A 20,604-nucleotide genomic window follows, 5' to 3' on the forward strand; every position below is an offset into this window, starting at 1 on the left:
CGGATGAATGATTGAGGAGGAACGAACGTGGCAAATGCATATGCAAAAGCCGGTGTCGATGTCGAAGCCGGTTATGAAGTAGTCGAACGGATCAAAAAGCATGTGAAACGAACAGAACGGCTAGGCGTGATGGGGGCAATCGGGGGCTTTGGTGGCTGTTTTGACTTATCATCGTACCAATTGAAAGAACCGGTACTCGTTTCTGGGACAGATGGTGTAGGAACCAAGCTTTTGTTGGCGATCCAACAAGAACAGCACACAACGATCGGCATTGATTGCGTCGCGATGTGCGTGAATGATATCGTCGCTCAAGGGGCAGAACCTATCTACTTCCTTGACTATGTTGCAGTTGGTAAAAACGATCCGGCAAAGATCGAACAAATCATTGCTGGTGTCGCAGAGGGCTGTGTGCAAGCGGGGGCTGCCCTGATTGGTGGGGAAACCGCTGAGATGCCGGGGATGTATCAGCCAGAAGAATATGATCTTGCTGGTTTCGCCGTAGGGATCGTCGAAAAAAGTCGCTTGATCACTGGAGAAACCATTAAAGAAGGCGATGAGCTGATTGGTTTGCCTTCTTCAGGCATTCACTCCAATGGGTACTCTTTAGTCAGAAAAATCTTTTTTGAACAGCATGGCTATACAGGAGCAGAAACGTTTGCGGAACTTGGTAACCAAACGCTTGCAGAAAGTTTATTGACGCCAACGAGAATTTACGTTGATGCACTGAAACCTTTATTGACAGAAGGATTGTTAGCTGGAATTTCTCATATCACTGGTGGCGGCTTTGTTGAAAATATCCCACGGATGCTGCCTGAAGGTCTGGCGGCAGAAATCGCCTTAGACACTTGGCCGCAGTTGCCAATATTTGATATGATCGCTACTCATGGCGCGATTCCTCATCAAGAAATGTTCGAGATTTTCAATATGGGTATCGGTATGGTCTTAGCCGTTGCGCCAGAAAATGTTGCGGCTGTGATGGCACTTCTATCCGCCAATGAAGAACAAGCATACCGGATCGGTAAAGTGACCAAACGTAACAACGAAGCCGTTTGCTTCAAAGAGGCAGTCCGATGAGGATCGCCGTCTTTGCTTCTGGAACGGGCAGCAATTTTACAGCAATCGCCGATGCGATCCAAGCAAATAAAATCAAAGGAGCGCAGATCGGGTTGGTCTTTTCCGATAAACCTACAGCGCCAGTAATAGAAAAAGCCCGCGCGAGAGACTATGAAACGCTTGTCATAGAGCCAGCGGCATTTGCATCAAAAGCAGCCTTTGAAAATAAATTGATCGAAGAATTGCAGGATCATGCCATCGATTTTATTGTTTTAGCAGGGTATATGCGAATCATCGGCAACACTCTATTATCCGCTTATGAAGGCAGAGTCATCAATATCCATCCCTCCTTGTTGCCGAGTTTCCCAGGTAAATCTGGGATCGCCGATGCCTTCGCTTACGGCGTGAAAGTGACGGGAGTGACGGTTCATTATGTCGATGCCGGCATTGACACAGGGCCAATCATTGCCCAAGAAATCGTTCGGATCGACACCGACGATACATTAGCAAATGTGACAGAAAAAATTCATCAAGTAGAACATCAAATCTATCCAGCTGTTTTAGCTGAAATCGTGGAAAAGGGGCTATCGAATCGTGAATAAACGTGCATTAATCAGTGTGTCTGACAAAGAAGGACTCGTACCATTTGTCCAAGAATTGACCAATTTAGGATTTGAGATTATCTCAACTGGCGGGACAAAAACGGCCTTGGAACAAGCGGGGCTTCAACCGATCGGCATCGAAGCGGTCACAGAATTTCCTGAAATGATGGATGGTAGGGTCAAGACGCTACATCCAAGGGTGCATGGTGGTCTGTTAGGACGGCGTGATCTGCCTTCTCATATGGAGGCAATGGCTGAGCATGGCATTTTACCGATCGACCTTGTTGTCGTCAATCTTTATCCATTTAAAGAAACCATCAGTAAGCTTGACGTCACAGAAGCCGACGCAATCGAAAATATCGACATCGGCGGACCAAGCATGCTACGTTCTGCGGCGAAAAATCATGCCTCAGTAACTGTTGTCGTTGATCCCAACGATTACGACTGGGTTTTAGCTGAGCTGAAGGAAGGCAATACGACGTTGGCATCAAGAAAGAAATTAGCTGCCAAAGTCTTCCGCCATACCGCCGCTTACGATGCCTTGATTGGTGAATACTTGACCAAAGCGGTGGCTGAAACAGAAACAGAGACCTTGACGAAAACTTATGTTTTGAAACAAACATTGCGTTATGGTGAAAATAGTCATCAGAAAGCTTCCTTCTATCAAGATGCATTACCCGTGCCCTATTCGATTGCCAGCGCAAAACAAATCCACGGCAAAGAATTGTCTTACAACAACATTAAAGATGCTGACGCTGCCTTGCGGATCGCAGAAGAATTTACAGAGCCAACTGCGGTAGCCCTAAAGCACATGAATCCCTGTGGAATCGGAAGTGGAGAAACGATTGCTGAAGCTTTCCAAGAAGCTTACGAAGCAGACCCAGTGTCGATTTTTGGCGGGATCATTGTTTTGAATCGTCCAGTTGAAGTGGCAACTGCGGAGCAACTGCAGCGGATTTTTCTTGAGATCATCATTGCACCTGCATTTGAAGAAGAAGCACTAGAAATCTTAACGAAGAAAAAAAATCTGCGCCTGCTGGTTGTTGATTTCGAAAAAGCAGCCAAACAGCCAGAAGTTGTCTCTGTCCTTGGGGGCTTATTGGTGCAAGAACCAGATGATCAAATGGAAACACCAGAAGATTGGACCGTGGTGACAAAGAGAAAGCCAACAACAGAAGAAAGCGCAGCTTTGGTTTTTGCTTGGAAAGCGGTGAAACACGTGAAATCTAATGCCATCGTTTTAGCCAATCAACAGCAAACCGTCGGGATCGGCGCTGGTCAAATGAACCGCGTGGGTTCGGTGAAAATCGCCGTCGAACAAGCCCGTGAAAACAATAAACTGGCTGGTTCAGTGCTGGCAAGCGACGCCTTTTTCCCAATGGATGACAGTGTTGAATATGCAGCGCAACAAGGAATCAAAGCGATTATTCAACCTGGTGGCAGTATCAAAGATCAAGAGTCGATCGACATGGCAGATAAATACGGTGTGGCGATGGTCTTTACTGGTGTTCGTCATTTTAAACACTAAGAAATAGGAGAAGACGATGAAAATACTTGTTATTGGTAGTGGCGGTAGAGAGCATGCCGTCGCAAAAAAGTTTCTGCAGGATCCTCAAGTGGAAACAGTCTTTTGTGCGAAGGGCAATCCCGGTATGCGAAAAGACGGGATCAAGACAGTCGCAATTGAAGAGTCCGATCATGAAAGTCTAATTGCTTTTGCTCAAGAGCAGGAGGTTGATTGGACCTTCGTTGGTCCGGAAGTTCCGTTGCTAAATGGCATCGTAGATGATTTTCAGGGGGCGGGCTTGGAAATTTTTGGCCCCAATCGCCAAGCAGCGATGATTGAAGGATCAAAAGAGTTTGCCAAAGAATTGATGCGAACCAATCACATTCCAACAGCAGACTATCAAAGCTTTACAGATAGTGCCCAGGCAAAAGCCTATATCCAACGTAAAGGTGCGCCAATCGTCATCAAAGCAGATGGTTTAGCGGCGGGCAAAGGCGTGGTTGTCGCGGAAACCATTGAAGAAGCAAACGCAGCAGTCGAAGCGATGCTGGAGCAAAATGCTTTCGGTGAAAGTGGTGCAAAAGTGGTGATCGAAGAGTTTTTGGCTGGCGAGGAGTTTTCGCTATTGGCATTTGTGAAGGGCGAAGCCGTCTATCCAATGGTCATTGCCCAAGACCATAAACGTGCCTTCGATGGCGATTTAGGTCCGAATACAGGAGGTATGGGGGCTTATACGCCGGTACCGCAGATTCCGCAAGAAATGGTCGATCAAGCGGTAGCAGAAGTTTTACTTCCTGCAGCAAAAGGGATGATTCGCAACAATACACCGTTTACGGGGATTCTCTATGCAGGTCTGATTGCTACCAATGATGGACCGAAAGTCATCGAATTCAATGCGCGTTTTGGCGATCCAGAAACACAAGTCGTGCTAAGTCGCTTAGAAAGCAGTCTAGCCCAGATCATTGATGATCTCTTACAGGACCAAGTACCTACGATCCAATGGAATCAATCGGCTTCGATCGGTGTCGTGATTGCCTCTCAAGGATATCCAGGCAAGTATCAGCAAGGAATGCCTGTCCCAAGCCCAGAAGGAGAAGGAACGCAATTCTTTTATGCAGGAGTGGATGAAGCTGCCGACCAAGGTGGTTTGACGGCAGCTGGTGGGCGCGTTTTTCTTGTGGAAGCATCAGCTGAGAATTTAGCTGCTGCACAAAAGAACGTCTATGAAGCAATCAGCAGGTTGTCTTTATCTGGCTTATATTACCGAAACGATATCGGCGATAAAGCCTTGCAATATAGCAACTCATCAAAGGCGATGAAGTAAAGAATATTTCTGTGCATAACACAACCTGAAAAAAAGGAGGGCTGCCAGTAGAACCAATCGGTTGTGCTGGTGGTTTTCGTTTTATGGGAGGTTTTTTTGACGTTTGTATAGCGTTTTCATCTTGTTGTGATAAAATAGGAATGTAGTTTAAATAAGGAGGAACTTTACGTGAAAAAAATTAAATTCGGTCCCACTGATTTAGAAGTATCCAGCGTGATTTTAGGATTGATGCGCATCAACAATGCCAAAGATCCTGTGAAGGTCTTGACGACTGCGATTGAAAATGACATTACCTTCTTTGACCATGCGGATATTTATGGTCGCGGTGAATGTGAAACGATTTTTGCAGAAGCGTTAGCAAAAACGGCAGCTAAAAGAGAAGATTTATTTATTCAATCAAAATGCGGCATCGTTCCAGGTGAAATGTTTGATTTTTCGAAAGAGCATATTATCTCTTCTGTGGAAGGTAGTTTGCAACGATTGAAAACTGATCATTTAGATGCGTTATTATTGCATCGCCCTGACACTTTGTTTGAACCAGAAGAAGTGGCAGCAGCCTTTGACCAATTAGAAAAAGACGGTAAAGTGAAATACTTCGGTGTCAGCAATCAAAAACCTGGTCAAATCGAGCTATTGAAAAAATATGTTTCGCAACCTTTAGTAGCGAATCAACTGCAATTCGGGATCATGCATACAGGGATGATCGATCAAGGGATTCATGTCAATATGACGGATGCTGGCAGTGTCGACCATGATGGAGAAATTTTGGAATATTCTCGTTTGCATGAGATGACGATCCAAGCTTGGTCTCCGTATCAGTATGGTTTCTTTGAAGGGGTCTTTATCGGTAACGAGAAATTCCCAGAGTTAAACGAAAAATTAACCGAACTAGCGAACAAGTATCAAACAACGCCGACTGGCATCGCATCTGCGTGGATCTTACGTCATCCAGCAAATATGCAAGTGATTGCCGGAACGATGACCCCACATCGAATTGAAGAAATTGCGCAAGCTTCTTCGATCGTATTGACCCGCCATGAATGGTATGAAGTGTATAAAGCAGCAGGGAACATATTGCCTTAATTTATACGTAAATTCCGTTTTATTCAGTTGTTATAAGGATGAATGTTCGCGAAAGACGAACATTCATCCTTTTTTTTCAAAAAGTATTTCTAAAAAGCTTGTATTTCATTTCCAGGTGGTTTAAATTGTTGTGGGCGTTAAAAATAGGCTGATGCCATTTGATGCTTGCTTCACTCTTAGTAAGATTTGGAGGATATTTTTATGTTTGACATGAAAGTTTTTGATTACGAAGATATACAACTGATTCCTAACAAGTGTATCGTGAACAGCCGTTCAGAATGTGATACCACGGTGACATTAGGCGGACACTCGTTTAAAATGCCTGTTGTTCCTGCAAATATGCAAACAATTATTGATGATTCAATCGCAGAATTTTTAGCTGAAAATGGCTATTTTTATATTATGCACCGCTTTGATGAAGAAGCACGGATTCCATTCATCAAAAAAATGAAAAGCCGCGGCTTGATTAGTTCAATCAGCGTGGGTGTCAAAGAAAATGAATATGCCTTTGTAGAAGAACTAGCTGAGAAAGAGCTTGTTCCTGATTTTATCACGATCGATATTGCCCATGGTCACTCAAACGCCGTGATCAATATGATTCAACACATCAAGAAGCATTTACCAGCAACGTTTGTGATCGCTGGAAATGTTGGAACGCCAGAAGCAGTTCGTGAATTGGAAAACGCTGGCGCAGATGCAACAAAAGTCGGTATTGGACCAGGGAAAGTTTGTATCACAAAAATCAAAACTGGTTTCGGGACTGGCGGATGGCAATTGGCAGCATTACGCTGGTGTGCCAAAGCTGCTCGCAAACCAATCATTGCAGATGGTGGCATTCGGACACACGGCGATATCGCTAAATCTGTCCGCTTTGGTGCAACCATGGTCATGATCGGTTCATTGTTTGCTGGGCATGAAGAATCACCAGGGGAAACCAAGGTAGAAAATGGCGTTGTAATGAAAGAATACTTTGGTTCTGCATCAGAATTTCAAAAAGGTGAAAAGAAAAACGTAGAAGGAAAGAAAATTTGGATTCAATACAAAGGTTCTTTAAAAGATACGTTAGTTGAAATGCAGCAAGACTTGCAGTCATCGATCTCTTATGCAGGTGGAAAAGATTTAGAATCGATTCGTAAAGTGGATTACGTAATCGTGAAAAATTCGATTTTCAATGGAGATACTATTTAAGCTGGATACTGAAGAAACGGCCTTTTAGCGGTCGTTTCTTTTTTTTGTTGGAACAACCATTTTGTTTTTCTGTTTTCTTCGTTATAATAGAAGCAATGAGAAGTAGAGGAGCGGGTGACCAAATGACAATCAAAGTGATGTCTGTGTTCGGTACCAGACCGGAAGCCATCAAAATGGCGCCACTAGTAAAGGAATTGGAAAACGACCCGCGTTTTGAATCGATCGTTGTGGTGACGGCGCAGCATCGAGAAATGTTGGATCAAGTTTTAACGGTTTTTGAAATCATACCAGATTATGATCTGGATATTATGACTTTAGGGCAAACTTTGACAGGAATCACTACCAAAGTTTTGCTGGATCTGGAACCTATCTTGCAAAAGGAAACCCCTGATATCGTACTCGTTCACGGGGATACGACCACAGCTTATGCAGCCGCGACGGCAGCTTTCTATCAGCAGATTCCTGTGGGGCATGTGGAAGCCGGTTTGCGTACATGGAACAAAAAATCTCCTTATCCGGAGGAAGCCAATCGTCAGCTGATCGATGTATTAGCGGATTTTTATTTTGCGCCAACTGTCCAAAGCAAAGAAAATTTATTAGCGGAAAATCGCAATAAAGCTGCAATTTTTGTAACGGGAAATACCGCCATTGATGCGATGCGTTATACGATCTCGGAGGACTATCAGCATCCAGAACTTTCTGCAGCAGATAAAACCATGATTCTTCTGACAATGCACCGTCGCGAGAACTTAGGTGTTCCGATGAAGCAAGTCTTCCGCGCTTTAGCGAAGATCGCTAAGGAGAAACCAACCATCAAAGTGGTTTTTCCTATGCATAAAAATCCTCAAGTCCGAGGGATTGCTATGGAGATACTTGGGGAACTAGAAAATGTCACGCTGATTGAGCCTTTAGATGTCATTGATTTTCACAATGTTGCCAATCAAAGCACATTGATTTTGACGGATTCTGGTGGTGTCCAAGAAGAAGCACCGTCGTTAGGCGTTCCTGTTTTGGTCTTGCGAGATACAACAGAGCGCCCAGAAGGAATTGCTGCAGGTACGTTAAAACTGATCGGTACGTCTGAAGCTGCGGTTTATCAAGAAACGAAGCGACTACTAGAGGATCCAGAAGCTTACAATGCCATGGCACATGCAGAAAATCCCTATGGCGATGGGAAAGCTAGTCGGCGAATCTTGAAAATTTTAGCAGATCATTTTTCGTGAGAGCTAGATCGAAAGAATACCGAAAAAATCATTTTTCAGAATCGGATGTGAAAGAGAAATAGGCAGCTGTTTATTTAAATGGCTGTCTATTTTTTATTCGAGTTCGGAAATTTATTACATTCTCTCCTTCAATGGGATAGCCGAAGTGACTTGATGAATTCTGGGTTTTGCCCTGAGAGGATTTCTCTCTATCTGTTCGTGTAAAAAAAGTTTTGTCACATATAAAATCACACCAGTTCTTTAACGTTGTTATTTTATTGTAAGACCTTTCATTTGAAAACCAACGAAAATCTATGAAAAAAGGGTGCTTTTTTCCATTGTTGCGGTTGACATTGGCTAGGATAGCAGTTATTATGTGGGTAGTTGGAAGATAGACTTCCGGCGAACTGACATTTTATACAAATAATTGTTAGGTGAGGCTCCTATATGGACACAAGCTGCTGCCGCAAAAGTATCGAGAGATACTTAGTTGGTAGGACAGGTCTAATCGTGAAGGTTAAACCCAAAGTAGCTGATAGCAGATTTGCTATCTACGCCCTATAGTGCTAAAGCTCTACAATGATCATGAGTTTTTTACGCATGCTTATTGGGAGCGTGCGTTTTTTTGTGTCTTTTACGCATGTTCCACAGTGACTTACCTAATAAAAAGAAAGGAAGATTCACATGGAATACCCCAGTCCCCAGATGAAACAGCGGAGTAATTATCGAATCGCTAGGGGTGGCGTAAGCAACTCCTAAGTGCTAGGAGGAAAAAAAGATGTTAAAAAAACTATCGAAAGATCAAGAACTAAAATTACTGGCAAAATTGACCGAAAGAGAACTGCTGATGGAAATGCGGACATCCTTCCAAGGGCTATCGGAAGAAGATGCTGCAGAACGTTTGGCAGAGTACGGTCCAAACAAAGTGGATGCGCAAAAACCAACACCTGCTTGGTTGATGATCCTAGGTGCTTTCAAAGATCCTTTTGTGTTAGTTTTGGCATTATTAATGGTTATTTCTTTTGTAACAGGCGATATTGAAGCAGTGATCGTGATGGGAATCATGATTTTAGCCAGTGTCATGATTACTTTCGTCCAAGAATACCGTTCCCAAAAAGCAAGCTTAGCGTTAAAAGAACTTATTGAAAATACTTGTTCCGTCACTCGAGATGGAATCACGAGAGAAATTCCAATGGATGAAGTCGTTCCAGGAGACATCGTCACCTTAGCAACCGGCGATATGATTCCTGCGGATGCGATCTTGATTTGGACCAAAGATTTATTTATCAATCAATCTTCATTAACAGGCGAATCAATGCCAGTTGAAAAATTTGTCGATGCTGGGATCAAAGAAAGCGATGAACAAATTTCTGCACTAGATATGCAAGATCTTGTTTTCATGGGTACCGATGTCTTAAGTGGTCAAGGAAAAGCCATTATTTTGAAAACCGGTCAAAGTACTTTCTTCGGTGATATTGCCAAAAATGCGACGACGAAACGGGGTAAAACAACCTTTGAAGATGGCTTAACAAAAGTCAGCAAGCTATTGTTGCGAATGGTCATGGTTCTTTTCCCAATCGTTTTACTGATCAATGGTTTGACCAAGGGTGATTGGGGCGAAGCGTTGTTCTTCGCGATTGCAGTAGCAGTTGGTTTGACGCCAGAAATGCTACCAATGATCGTCACCAGTAACTTAGCCAAAGGGGCGATCTCTTTATCAAAAGAAAAAGTGATCGTCAAAGAATTGCCTTCGATTCAAAACTTAGGTGCAATGGATGTACTATGTACCGATAAAACGGGTACGATCACCGAAGATCGTGTTGTACTGGTACAGCATTTAAACCCATTTGGCGTAGAAGATAAACAAGTCCTTGATATGACGTATTTAAATTCTTACTATCAAACAGGGTGGAAAAACCTGATGGATATTGCTGTCTTAAACTACTATGAAGAAGAAGGCTTGGCAGCGCCATTTAACGATGTGACAAAAATCGATGAGATTCCGTTTGACTTCTCACGTCGCCGCTTGACGGTTGTTGTCAATGCAGATGGTCATCAACTGATGGTCACTAAAGGTGCCGCCGAGGAAATGGAACAAGTCTGCAAGTACGTAGAAGTTGATGGCAAAGTGATGGAATTGACTCCTCAATTGAGAAAACAATTGCGTCAAGTGAATTTGCGCTTGAACAAACAAGGAATGCGCGTATTGACTGTTGCTGTAAAACGAGATGCCCACGCAGATGCCGTTTATTCTGTAGAAGATGAACAAGATATGATCATGATTGGCTTTATGGGCTTCTTAGATCCAGCAAAAGAAACAGCAAAAACAGCGATTGCTTCTTTACACGGTCATGGCATCAATGTCAAAGTGTTAACGGGAGATAATGCGATCGTTGCACAAAAAGTTTGTCGAGATGTTGGTATTGATGCAGATGAATATTTGTTAGGAACCGATATAGATCATCTGTCAGATGAAGAGTTAGCAGAGAAAGCTGCAAAAACTAATCTGTTTGCAAAATTAAATCCAATGCAAAAATCCCGAATCATTGAAACCATTCAAGCGGCAGGCCATACGGTCGGCTTTATGGGAGATGGCATCAACGACGCGCCTGCTTTACGTACGGCAGATGTTGGTATCTCGGTTGATACCGCAGCAGATATCACCAAAGATGCCAGCTCGATCATTTTATTAGAAAAAAGTTTGAATGTCCTTGATAAAGGGGTCATCGAAGGCCGCAAAGTATTTACCAATATGATGAAGTACATCAAAATGACGTTGAGTTCGAATTTCGGGAATGTGTTCTCGATCTTAGTTGCTAGTGCCTTTTTACCTTTCTTACCAATGTTGTCCATTCAACTGTTGGTTCAAAACTTGGTGTACGATATGGCCCAATTGACGATCCCATGGGACAACGTAGATAAAGAAGAGTTAGAAAAACCAGTTAAATGGCAAGTGGGTGGACTATTGAAGTTTACCGTCGGCATTGGACCTGTCAGCAGCATCTTCGATATTTTGACTTTCTTTATGATGTGGCATGTCTTTAGTGCAAATACCATCCAAGAGCAAGCCTTGTTCCAAGCAGGATGGTTTATGATTGGCTTGACGACACAAACCTTAGTCGTTCACATGATCAGAACGAGAAAATTACCATTTATCAAAAGTATCGCATCACCTGCAGTTTTGATTTCAAGTGTTCTAGCGATTGCAGTTGGCTTCTTGGTCATCTTGACGCCATTGCATACCGTCTTTGATTTTGCAGCACTGCCATCAAGTTACTGGCCATGGTATGTCGGTATCAATCTAGCTTATTTAGTAACAGTTGAGTTTGCGAAACGCATTTACATTCATGTCACGAGAGAATGGATTTAAAAAAACAGGTCGGCGTTCTTCCTAACAGGGGGAGAATCGCCGATCTGTTTCTTTTTATCCGTTCTCTGTATTATTTTTTTCTCATATTAAGAAATTTCTCTTTGATTCAAGTCGAATCCTTCACAAGTGATAAAAGGAGGTTAATGATAAATCTGTTTAGCGGAATGGTGGATGCTGTACTATTCTTAAATAAAAAAAAGAATCTGAAAAGAAAAAATTGAAGAAAGCGATTGCTTTAATGTGATTAATTTCACTAATGTTTTCTTAAGAGTTGCTACAGTGGGAATTCTTTTATTAAAAAAAATACCCTTTTCACTTGTCATTTTCGAAGTTAAATGATAATTTATAAGAGTAAATGAAATTTCGATAGTACAGATTTAAACCCTGTTACATACGAAAGTGAATTTTTATATCAGAGAGGAAAGTGTGTCAAGATGGCAAAAAAACAAAAAGCACTTGATTTCCAAGCGATTTTGGAGCAAGTCAATGCGGATTTTCCAACTTACCAAGCTTTGGACAAAGACGGGAAAATTGTAAATCAAGAGTTAGTACCAGATTTAAGTGACGACGAATTAGTTGAATTGATGACTCGTATGGTATGGTCTCGTGTATTAGACCAACGCTCAACTGCGTTAAACCGTCAAGGTCGTCTAGGTTTCTTCGCGCCAACTGCTGGACAAGAAGCAAGCCAATTAGCAAGTCAATTTGCTTTTGAAAAAGAAGACGTTTTATTACCTGGTTACCGTGATGTACCACAATTGATCCAACACGGTCTGCCATTGAAAGAAGCTTTCTTATGGTCACGTGGCCACGTTGCTGGGAACCTTTATCCAGAAGATTTAAAAGCATTGCCACCACAAATCATTATTGGTGCACAATACGTCCAAGCAGCCGGCGTTGCTTTAGGATTGAAAAAACGCAACAAGAAAAATGTTGTATTCACTTATACAGGTGATGGCGGTTCTTCACAAGGGGACTTCTATGAAGCAATCAACTTTGCAGGGGCTTACCATGCAAACGCTGTATTCTATATCCAAAACAATGGTTTTGCGATCTCTACACCTCGTGAAGTACAAAGTGCGGCACCAACATTGGCACAAAAAGCTGCAGCAGCTGGGATCCCTGGTATCCAAGTTGACGGTATGGATCCATTGGCAGTGTACTATGTTTCTAAAGCAGCTCGTGAATGGGCAGCAAACGGCAACGGTCCTGTATTGATTGAAACCTTGACTTACCGTTACGGTCCACATACATTGTCTGGTGATGATCCAACCCGTTACCGTTCAAAAGACATGGACAGCGAATGGCAACAAAAAGATCCATTGGTACGTTTCCGTACTTACCTAACTGAAAAAGGACTTTGGTCTGAAGAAAAAGAAGAACAAGTCATTGAACAAACAAAAGAAGAAATCAAAGCAGCGATCGCTGAAGCGGACCGCGTGCCAAAACAAAAAGTTTCAGATTTCTTGAAAAACATGTTTGAAGTACAACCACAAAACATTAAAGAACAAATTGCAACTTACGAAGCGAAGGAGTCGAAATAGTCATGGCACAAAAAACAATGATTCAAGCAATTACAGATGCCTTAGCTGTTGAAATGGAAAATGACAAAGAGATTTTAGTCTTTGGTGAAGATGTCGGTAAAAACGGCGGGGTTTTCCGTGCAACAGAAGGTTTACAAGAAAAATTCGGCGAAGATCGTGTCTTCGATACCCCTCTTGCTGAATCTGGTATCGGCGGCTTGGCTTTCGGTTTAGCATTAGAAGGTTTCCGTCCAGTTCCAGAAATCCAATTCTTTGGTTTCGTATTTGAAACATTTGACGAAATCGTTGGTCAAATGGCGCGTACTCGTTACCGTATGGGTGGTACACGTAATTTACCAATCACTATTCGTTCACCATTTGGTGGCGGTGTGCACACACCAGAATTGCACTCAGATAACTTGGAAGGATTGATCGCTCAATCACCTGGTATCCGTGTCGTTATTCCATCAAACCCATATGATGCAAAAGGATTATTGATTGCTTCTATCCGCAGCAATGACCCAGTTGTTTTCTTAGAGCACATGAAACTTTACCGTTCATTCCGTGAAGAAGTGCCAGAAGAAGCATACGAAGTTCCTTTAGACAAAGCAGCAGTAACTCGTGAAGGTTCTGATGTTTCAATCATCACTTATGGTGCAATGGTTCGTGAAGCAATCAAAGCTGCTGACAACTTAGCGAAAGAAAACATCAACGCTGAAATTATCGACTTGCGTACAGTTGCTCCTCTTGATGTTGAAACGATCATCAAATCAGTTGAAAAAACTGGTCGTGTGGTTGTCGTTCAAGAAGCACAAAAACAAGCAGGTGTTGGCGCTCAAGTCGTTTCTGAAATTTCTGAACGTGCGGTTCTATCACTAGAAGCTCCAATCGGACGCGTGTCTGCACCAGATACGATCTTCCCATTCGGTCAAGCTGAAAACATTTGGTTGCCAAATGCAAAAGACATCGAAGACAAAGTGAAAGAAATCGTGAACTTTTAATAGTTGAAGAAGGGAAGAATAGAAAATGGCATTTCAATTTAAATTACCGGATATCGGTGAAGGAATTGCAGAAGGCGAAATCGTAAAATGGTTCGTCAAAGCAGGGGATACCATCAATGAAGATGATACCTTACTAGAAGTTCAAAATGATAAATCAGTGGAAGAAATTCCATCTCCAGTAACAGGAACAGTGAAAAACATCGTTGTCCCTGAAGGTACAGTCGCAAACGTTGGAGATGTCCTTGTTGAGATCGATGCACCAGGACATGAAGACAACGAAGGCGATGCAGGTGTAGCAGCAGAGTCTCAAACACCAGCAAAACCAGCAGCAGAACCTACAACGGAAACGGCTGAAGCATCAGCTGGTTCTTCTGAAGGCGCAGGCGTTTTCCAATTCAAATTACCAGATATCGGTGAAGGAATTGCAGAAGGCGAAATCGTAAAATGGTTCGTTAAAGCAGGAGATACCATCAATGAAGACGATACGTTGCTTGAAGTTCAAAACGACAAATCAGTCGAAGAAATCCCATCTCCAGTAACAGGAACAGTGAAAAACATCGTTGTTGCTGAAGGAACAGTTGCAAATGTTGGTGATGTTTTAGTTGAAATCGACGCACCTGGTCACAACAGTGCGCCTGCTTCATCAAGCGCACCTGCAGAAGCACCAAAAGAAAAAGTGGAAACTTCTGGTTCAGCAAGTGTTGTTGAAGCAGCAGATCCTAACAAACGTGTCTTGGCTATGCCTTCTGTCCGTCAATTCGCTCGCGAAAAAGATGTGGATATTTCCCAAGTATCTGCAACAGGTAAAGGCGGACGTGTAACAAAAGAAGACATCGAAAACTTCCTATCAGGTGGCGGACAAGCTGCAAAAGCTGAAACTCAAGCTCCTGCGAAAGAAGAAACAAAAGCTGTAGCAACTGAAAGCAAACCAGCAGCTCCAGCAAAAGCCTTCAAATCAAACTTAGGTGATTTAGAAGAACGTGTTGCCTTAACACCTACACGTAAAGCAATCGCTAAAGCGATGGTAAACAGCAAACAAACAGCACCTCATGTAACCTTGCATGATGAAGTTGAAGTAACAAACCTATGGGATAATCGTAAGAAATTCAAAGAAGTTGCTGCTGCAAACGGCACAAAACTTACTTTCTTACCATATGTTGTAAAAGCATTGACTGCAACAGTGAAAAAATTCCCTATCTTGAATGCGTCGATCGATGATGCAAAACAAGAGATCGTATACAAAAACTATTACAACATCGGTATCGCAACAGATACTGACCATGGGTTGTATGTACCAAACGTAAAAGATGCAGATCGTAAAGGCATGTTTGCTATCGCTGATGAAATCAACGAAAAAGCAAAACTTGCTCATGACGGCAAATTGGCTGCAGATGATATGCGTAATGGTACCATCACAATCAGTAACATTGGTTCAGTTGGTGGCGGCTGGTTCACTCCAGTAATCAACTACCCTGAAGTAGCTATTTTGGGTGTAGGTACAATCGCGCAACAACCAATCGTAAACGCTGAAGGCGAAATCGTTGTCGGACGTGTGATGAAACTTTCATTAAGCTTCGACCACCGTATCGTTGATGGCGCAACAGCGCAACAAGCAATGAATAATATCAAACGTCTATTAGCTGATCCAGAGCTATTAATGATGGAAGGATGATTAACAAATGGTAGTTGGAGATTTTGCTGTTGAATTAGATACAGTTGTAATCGGTGCGGGACCTGGCGGCTATGTAGCTGCCATCCGCGCTGCTGAAATGGGACAAAAAGTAGCAATCATTGAAAGAGAATACATCGGCGGCGTTTGTTTGAACGTTGGTTGTATCCCTTCAAAAGCCTTGATCGCTGCAGGTCATCATTATCAAGAATCTTTGGATTCAACAATGTTTGGTGTAACAAGTGAAAATGTTTCCCTTGATTTTACCAAAACACAAGAATGGAAAGACAACAAAGTCGTTAAAACGTTAACTTCAGGTGTTGGTTTCCTATTGAAAAAACACAAAGTAGAAACGATTGAAGGAGAAGCTTTCTTCGTTGATGATCACACATTGCGTGTCATCCACCCAGATTCAGCACAAACATACTCTTTCAACAATGCAATCATCGCAACAGGTTCTCGCCCAATTGAAATCCCTGGTTTCAAATTCGGCGGACGTGTTCTTGATTCAACTGGCGGATTGGCATTAAAAGAAGTTCCTAAAAAATTCGTTGTTATCGGTGGCGGTGTCATCGGTTCTGAACTAGGTGCAGCTTATGCAAACCTAGGGGCAGATGTAACGATCCTTGAAGGCTCTCCTCAAATCTTGCCAACCTATGAAAAAGACATGGTCAAATTGGTTGAAGAAGACTTTGCGAAAAAAGGTGTAACAGTCGTTACCAACGCAATGGCGAAAGAAGCAATTGACAATGGCGATAGCGTAACTGTCAAATATGCCGTAGATGGTAAAGAAGAATCAGTTACTGCTGATTACGTGATGGTTACTGTTGGTCGTCGTCCAAATACTGATGACATGGGCTTAGAACAAGCAGGTGTTGAAGTAGGCGAACGCGGATTGATCACGGTTGACAAACAAGGCCGTACCAACGTATCAAACATCTACGCAATTGGTGATATCGTACCTGGTGCTGCATTAGCACATAAAGCTAGCTACGAAGCAAAAATCGCTGCTGAAGCAATCTCTGGTAAAAAAGTTGCCGTTGATTACAAAGCAATGCCAGCAGTTGCCTTTACTGACCCAGAATTGGCTTCTGTCGGTATGACGATCAAAGATGCCAAAGATGCTGGAATTGAAGCAAAAGCATTCAAATTCCCATTCTCAGGTAACGGTCGTGCGTTATCTCTAGGAAAAACTGAAGGATTCATCCGCTTAGTAACAACGGTTGAAGACAATGTGATCATCGGTGCGCAAATTGCTGGTCTAGGAGCAAGCGATATGGTTTCAGAACTTGCTCTTGCTATTGAATCTGGCATGAACGCAGAAGATATCGCGTTAACGATCCATCCACATCCATCTCTAGGTGAGATCACAATGGATGCTGCTGAGTTAGCTCTAGGATTACCAATCCACATTTAAGCTTTATGAAACTCGTTCATCATTTGGTGAACGAGTTTTTTTATCACCAGAAATAAAGCGATCCTATGCTATTGACAGAATCTTCTGGAAATGATACGATGCTCTTAATATTTCAACCGTTGATGAGGAAAGTACATTGATTTGGCAAGCCTAGAGAGTCTTCGTAGGGTGCAAGAAGAACTTGTAGAATCAATCGAAAATGGCCTCAGAGGTGATCTTCTGAACTTGTACGAAAGATAAGAAGATCCGGGTGCGCCCGCTATCGCGTCAGAGTATAACGACGTTTATTTGTCGCGTACTTGCTGAGAAGCATGCTGGAAAGTTTGCTTGAATAAAGGTGGTAACACGTAAACACGTCCTTTGATATTTCGATATCAGAGGGCTTTTTTATTTGTATTATTAAGGAGGAATAGTATGACAGAAAGATTTGAGACGATTCAATTACACGGAGGACAAACACCAGATCCTACCACAGGGAGTCGCGCCGTACCCATTTATCAAACCACATCGTATGTGTTTGAGGACGCAGATCAAGCGGCAGCGAGATTTAGTCTTAGTGAGAATGGCAATATCTATACCCGTATTACCAATCCAACAACGGCTGTTCTAGAAGAACGACTAGCCCTCTTAGAAGGCGGTGTCGGTGCGTTAGCAACGGCTTCTGGCTCAGCAGCGATCACCTATGCGATTTTAAATCTTGCACAAGCAGGAGATCATATCGTTTCTGCTGCTTCAATTTATGGGGGGACCTATAATTTATTCGCTCATACGTTGCCAGATTTTGGCATCACTACAAGCTTTGTTGATAGTGAAGATCTGGCAGCACTAAAAGCAGCCATCCAAGAAAATACCAAAGCAGTTTTTCTAGAGTCTTTAGGCAATCCAGATATTGATATTGCCGACTTTAAAAAGATTGCAGCGATCGCTCATGAAGCAGGGATTCCCCTCATCATTGACAATACCTTTGCGACTCCCTATCTGTTTCGAGGATTTGAGCATGGGGCGGACATCGTCGTTTATTCCACGACAAAATACCTCGGTGGTCACGGTGCTGCTTTGGGAGGGGCCATTATCGACAGCGGCAACTTTGATTGGACAAATGGCAAATTTCCCAAGCTGGTCGATCCCGATCATAGCTACCATGGAATCTCATGGGTAGAAGCCGCTGGTAACGCTGCCTATATCACTCGGGCTCGAACGATTCTTTTACGGGATACAGGTGCTGCGATTTCTCCCTTCAATTCATGGGTGTTGCTGTTAGGAATCGAGACCCTCTCGTTGCGGATGGAACGTCATGTAGAAAATGCGCAACAAGTTGCTGAATTTTTAGCCGAGCACTCGGAAGTCTCTTGGGTTCATTTCCCAACCCTGCCGGACAGCCCCTATTTTGAACGGGCGCAGGAGTATTTCTCCAAAGGGACCAGTTACGTCTTTTCCTTTGGATTAAAGGGTGGGGCAGAAGCAAGCAAAACCTTTTGTGGCGCAACCAAGCTCTTCTCTTTGCTGGCAAATGTCGGGGATGCAAAGTCCTTGATCATCCATCCAGCTTCGACGACCCATTCCCAGCTTAGCGTAGAAGAACTTGCAGCAGCCAAAATTCGTCCAGAGACGATTCGCCTATCCATTGGATTGGAAAACATCAACGATCTATTGGAAGATCTCACGCAAGCCTTCCAACAGCTCTAAATAGTTGAAGCAGTAGGAAAAGCGCAGGATACTATGCTGCGCTTTTTTGTTGCTAGTTAGTGTTTCAAATAAAACTGCGGTTTCTGTTGATAGAAGGATAGTAAATCCATCGGTTCTATGCTATATTTAGTTGCTAAGGAATATGGATAAGGTGGGGGATGTATGCGTAATCATGCAAGTGACAAGAGGATTCGGTTTTACTACACAAATTTGCAATTTCTTTATTGGATGATGTTTTGCTCAATCTATGGCTTTGCGACACTCTTTTTGATTTATTTCAAGGTCGATCCAGCAAAAATTGGCGGTATTTTAGCCCTAGTCAATATTGCGTCTACGATTTTGCAGCCCTTCATCAGTCAAGTCATTATCAAAAAAAGCAAAGTACCACTGATCGTTGTCTTGAAAACGATGACAATCGGCGTGGTCGCGGTGCTCTTAGCAGGTGTGATGGTCCCTGGATTATCAATACTGACCTATGTTTTAGGAGGGATTTTGCTCGTTTCCATGCAGTCCTTTCTCAACGCCTTGGCGTTTGAATACACAAATAGCGGCAACAAAATCAATTTTGGCTTTTCCCGTGCCGGTGGGTCACTAGGATTTGCGGGTACCTCCTTTTTACTGGGGCAGCTCTTAGAGGAGTTTTCGGCAGCCCTTTTACCAATGATCGCTATCGGGCAAGCCGTTTTGTTTCTCATTATTTTGCTTTTGCTGCCAGCGATCAAGAAGCCAGAAATGCCCGTGATGCTTACAGAACAAAGTCATTCAGGTGCCTTTTTGAAAAAATATCCTTTTTTGCTCTTTCTCTTTGTCGGGTTTAGCTTTCTCTTTAGCTTCCACACGATGATCAACAGTTTTTTGGCACAAATTTTTGCCGATATTGGCGGTGGCAGTAAGGAAGTTGGCATCGCCCTGATGATTGCGGCGTTATGCGAATTGCCGGGTATGATTTTCTTTGAACAGTTAGTGAGGATACGGTCTAGCCGTTTTTGGCTGTTGCTGTCCAGTGTTGCCTTTGCCATTCGTGGGGTGCTGATGCTGTTGATCAGCTCCATCATCCTGATGGAAATTAGCCATTTGATGCAAGGGGTTAGTTTTGCCTTGTTTATTCCTGCTTCTGCTTATTTGTTCAACCATAGTTTGGCAGATGAAGACCGGGTTTTTGGACAAACGATCATCATTATCGCTACCACGATCGGTGGCGTGATCGGCAACCTTTTAGGGGGGATGCTGATCCAAAGCTTCGGTGTCTGGGAAATGCTTTTGATTGGGACTGGGTTTGCCGTTTTGGGTGCTGCATTGACCTTTATCGGTGTGAAAAAAATCCCTAAAAGCAACAAAAAATTAGCGATCATAAGCGAATGATCGATAGGTAGAAAAAAGAGTTGCGGCCGTATTTCCTTCGGTCGCAACTCTTTTGAATCTGATCAATGGGTACTATTTCTTTTCTAAAACAGCAATAAATTCCCGCATATAGTCTGGTAGATCTGGGGGACGGCGGCTGGAAACGATATGTCCATCCGTAACCACAGGTGTATCGACCCATGTGGCTCCAGCATTTGTCATATCATCTTTGATGCCTGGTGTACTGGTAACCGTCTTGCCTTGCAGGATATTCGCAGAAATCAAGACCCAGCCTGCATGACAGATTTGTCCAATGATTTTTTGGTCTTTGTCCATCGTTCGCACGAAAGAGATGACCTCTGGGAAACGCCGTAATTTATCAGGTGCCCAACCACCCGGAACTAAGATGGCATCGTAGTCATCGGCGTGAATATCAGAAAAAGCATAGGCTGATTCTGCGGGTACACCATATTTGCCAATATACGTTTTATGCGCTTCTTCACCGACTAAATCGACTTGTGCGCCTTCTTCCCGTAACCGATGGACCGGATACCAAAGTTCTAAATCTTCGAAATCATTGTCGACTAAGGCAATGATTTTTTTGTTTTCTAAACGCAAGAGAATTCCTCCTTTTTCTT

Annotated in this window: 15 protein-coding genes, 1 riboswitch and 1 other annotated feature; of the genes, 14 read left to right on the forward strand and 1 reads right to left on the reverse strand. The window is 43.0% G+C overall.

The window, feature by feature from the left end:
• Positions 1–27: 27 nt before the first annotated feature.
• The 14 genes from purM to IGJ74_RS08145 all read left to right on the forward strand — a co-directional run bounded on the left by purM (position 28) and on the right by IGJ74_RS08145 (position 19,987).
• Positions 28–1,074 carry a phosphoribosylformylglycinamidine cyclo-ligase gene (purM, locus tag IGJ74_RS08080; RefSeq protein WP_005236392.1) on the forward strand — a complete coding sequence of 349 codons (1,047 nt, stop codon included), beginning with the start codon at positions 28–30 and terminating at the stop codon, positions 1,072–1,074.
• On the forward strand, positions 1,071–1,655 hold the full coding sequence (purN, locus tag IGJ74_RS08085) for a phosphoribosylglycinamide formyltransferase (RefSeq protein ID WP_086317291.1): 585 nt from the start codon (positions 1,071–1,073) through the stop codon (positions 1,653–1,655). Before purM ends, purN begins: the two co-directional genes overlap by 4 nt.
• On the forward strand, positions 1,648–3,183 hold the full coding sequence (purH, locus tag IGJ74_RS08090) for a bifunctional phosphoribosylaminoimidazolecarboxamide formyltransferase/IMP cyclohydrolase (RefSeq protein WP_218193123.1): 1,536 nt from the start codon (positions 1,648–1,650) through the stop codon (positions 3,181–3,183). Before purN ends, purH begins: the two co-directional genes overlap by 8 nt.
• A gap of 16 nt (positions 3,184–3,199) precedes the next feature.
• The gene (purD, locus tag IGJ74_RS08095; RefSeq protein WP_086317295.1) at positions 3,200–4,486 is read left to right on the forward strand and encodes a phosphoribosylamine--glycine ligase; all 1,287 of its coding nucleotides are present in this window, start codon (positions 3,200–3,202) and stop codon (positions 4,484–4,486) included.
• 168 nt (positions 4,487–4,654) lie between these two features.
• Positions 4,655–5,569: an aldo/keto reductase gene (locus IGJ74_RS08100; protein ID WP_016613336.1), complete on the forward strand. Its 915-nt coding sequence runs from the start codon at positions 4,655–4,657 to the stop codon at positions 5,567–5,569.
• A gap of 210 nt (positions 5,570–5,779) precedes the next feature.
• Positions 5,780–6,757: a GMP reductase gene (gene guaC / locus IGJ74_RS08105; RefSeq protein ID WP_080555199.1), complete on the forward strand. Its 978-nt coding sequence runs from the start codon at positions 5,780–5,782 to the stop codon at positions 6,755–6,757.
• A 122-nt stretch (positions 6,758–6,879) separates the two neighbouring features.
• Positions 6,880–7,980, forward strand: coding sequence for a non-hydrolyzing UDP-N-acetylglucosamine 2-epimerase (wecB, locus tag IGJ74_RS08110; protein WP_034872223.1), 1,101 nt, complete (start codon positions 6,880–6,882; stop codon positions 7,978–7,980).
• 398 nt (positions 7,981–8,378) lie between these two features.
• Positions 8,379–8,550: riboswitch (M-box (ykoK) riboswitch) on the forward strand.
• 187 nt (positions 8,551–8,737) lie between these two features.
• Complete coding sequence (gene mgtA, locus IGJ74_RS08115) at positions 8,738–11,329, forward strand: magnesium-translocating P-type ATPase (RefSeq protein ID WP_005236382.1); 2,592 nt, start codon at positions 8,738–8,740, stop codon at positions 11,327–11,329.
• Positions 11,330–11,763: 434 nt separating this feature from the next.
• Positions 11,764–12,873, forward strand: a complete 1,110-nt coding sequence (gene pdhA, locus IGJ74_RS08120; protein WP_005231936.1) for a pyruvate dehydrogenase (acetyl-transferring) E1 component subunit alpha — start codon at positions 11,764–11,766, stop codon at positions 12,871–12,873.
• A gap of 2 nt (positions 12,874–12,875) precedes the next feature.
• Positions 12,876–13,853, forward strand: a complete 978-nt coding sequence (locus tag IGJ74_RS08125; RefSeq protein WP_005230047.1) for an alpha-ketoacid dehydrogenase subunit beta — start codon at positions 12,876–12,878, stop codon at positions 13,851–13,853.
• A 25-nt stretch (positions 13,854–13,878) separates the two neighbouring features.
• A complete protein-coding gene (locus tag IGJ74_RS08130) occupies positions 13,879–15,525 on the forward strand; it encodes a dihydrolipoyllysine-residue acetyltransferase (RefSeq protein WP_087664208.1) in 1,647 nt (548 codons plus the stop codon).
• A 7-nt stretch (positions 15,526–15,532) separates the two neighbouring features.
• Positions 15,533–16,939 (forward strand): dihydrolipoyl dehydrogenase, encoded by a 1,407-nt coding sequence (gene lpdA / locus IGJ74_RS08135; protein WP_087664207.1) that lies wholly within the window; start codon positions 15,533–15,535, stop codon positions 16,937–16,939.
• A 110-nt stretch (positions 16,940–17,049) separates the two neighbouring features.
• Positions 17,050–17,303: a binding site (T-box leader), on the forward strand.
• 50 nt (positions 17,304–17,353) lie between these two features.
• Positions 17,354–18,625 carry an O-acetylhomoserine aminocarboxypropyltransferase/cysteine synthase gene (locus tag IGJ74_RS08140; protein WP_218193122.1) on the forward strand — a complete coding sequence of 424 codons (1,272 nt, stop codon included), beginning with the start codon at positions 17,354–17,356 and terminating at the stop codon, positions 18,623–18,625.
• A 162-nt stretch (positions 18,626–18,787) separates the two neighbouring features.
• A complete protein-coding gene (locus tag IGJ74_RS08145) occupies positions 18,788–19,987 on the forward strand; it encodes an MFS transporter (protein ID WP_218193121.1) in 1,200 nt (399 codons plus the stop codon).
• A 72-nt stretch (positions 19,988–20,059) separates the two neighbouring features.
• On the opposite strand, the gene IGJ74_RS08150 is transcribed toward IGJ74_RS08145, so the two are convergent.
• Complete coding sequence (locus IGJ74_RS08150) at positions 20,060–20,584, reverse strand: type 1 glutamine amidotransferase domain-containing protein (RefSeq protein ID WP_005236373.1); 525 nt, start codon at positions 20,582–20,584, stop codon at positions 20,060–20,062.
• Positions 20,585–20,604: the final 20 nt, after the last annotated feature.

The organism is Enterococcus sp. AZ009 (assembly GCF_050548785.1).
GTDB lineage: Bacteria > Bacillota > Bacilli > Lactobacillales > Enterococcaceae > Enterococcus_D > Enterococcus_D entomosocium.

Excerpts from the sequence above, each read along its gene's own strand:
- purN (WP_086317291.1), top strand. The coding sequence starts at position 1,071 with ATGAGGATCGCCGTCTTTGCTTCTGGAACGGGCAGCAATTTTACAGCA.
- purD (WP_086317295.1), top strand. The coding sequence starts at position 3,200 with ATGAAAATACTTGTTATTGGTAGTGGCGGTAGAGAGCATGCCGTCGCA.
- guaC (WP_080555199.1), top strand. The coding sequence starts at position 5,780 with ATGAAAGTTTTTGATTACGAAGATATACAACTGATTCCTAACAAGTGT.
- wecB (WP_034872223.1), top strand. The coding sequence starts at position 6,880 with ATGACAATCAAAGTGATGTCTGTGTTCGGTACCAGACCGGAAGCCATC.
- mgtA (WP_005236382.1), top strand. The coding sequence starts at position 8,738 with ATGTTAAAAAAACTATCGAAAGATCAAGAACTAAAATTACTGGCAAAA.
- pdhA (WP_005231936.1), top strand. The coding sequence starts at position 11,764 with ATGGCAAAAAAACAAAAAGCACTTGATTTCCAAGCGATTTTGGAGCAA.
- IGJ74_RS08125 (WP_005230047.1), top strand. The coding sequence starts at position 12,876 with ATGGCACAAAAAACAATGATTCAAGCAATTACAGATGCCTTAGCTGTT.
- IGJ74_RS08130 (WP_087664208.1), top strand. The coding sequence starts at position 13,879 with ATGGCATTTCAATTTAAATTACCGGATATCGGTGAAGGAATTGCAGAA.
- lpdA (WP_087664207.1), top strand. The coding sequence starts at position 15,533 with ATGGTAGTTGGAGATTTTGCTGTTGAATTAGATACAGTTGTAATCGGT.
- IGJ74_RS08140 (WP_218193122.1), top strand. The coding sequence starts at position 17,354 with ATGACAGAAAGATTTGAGACGATTCAATTACACGGAGGACAAACACCA.
- IGJ74_RS08145 (WP_218193121.1), top strand. The coding sequence starts at position 18,788 with ATGCGTAATCATGCAAGTGACAAGAGGATTCGGTTTTACTACACAAAT.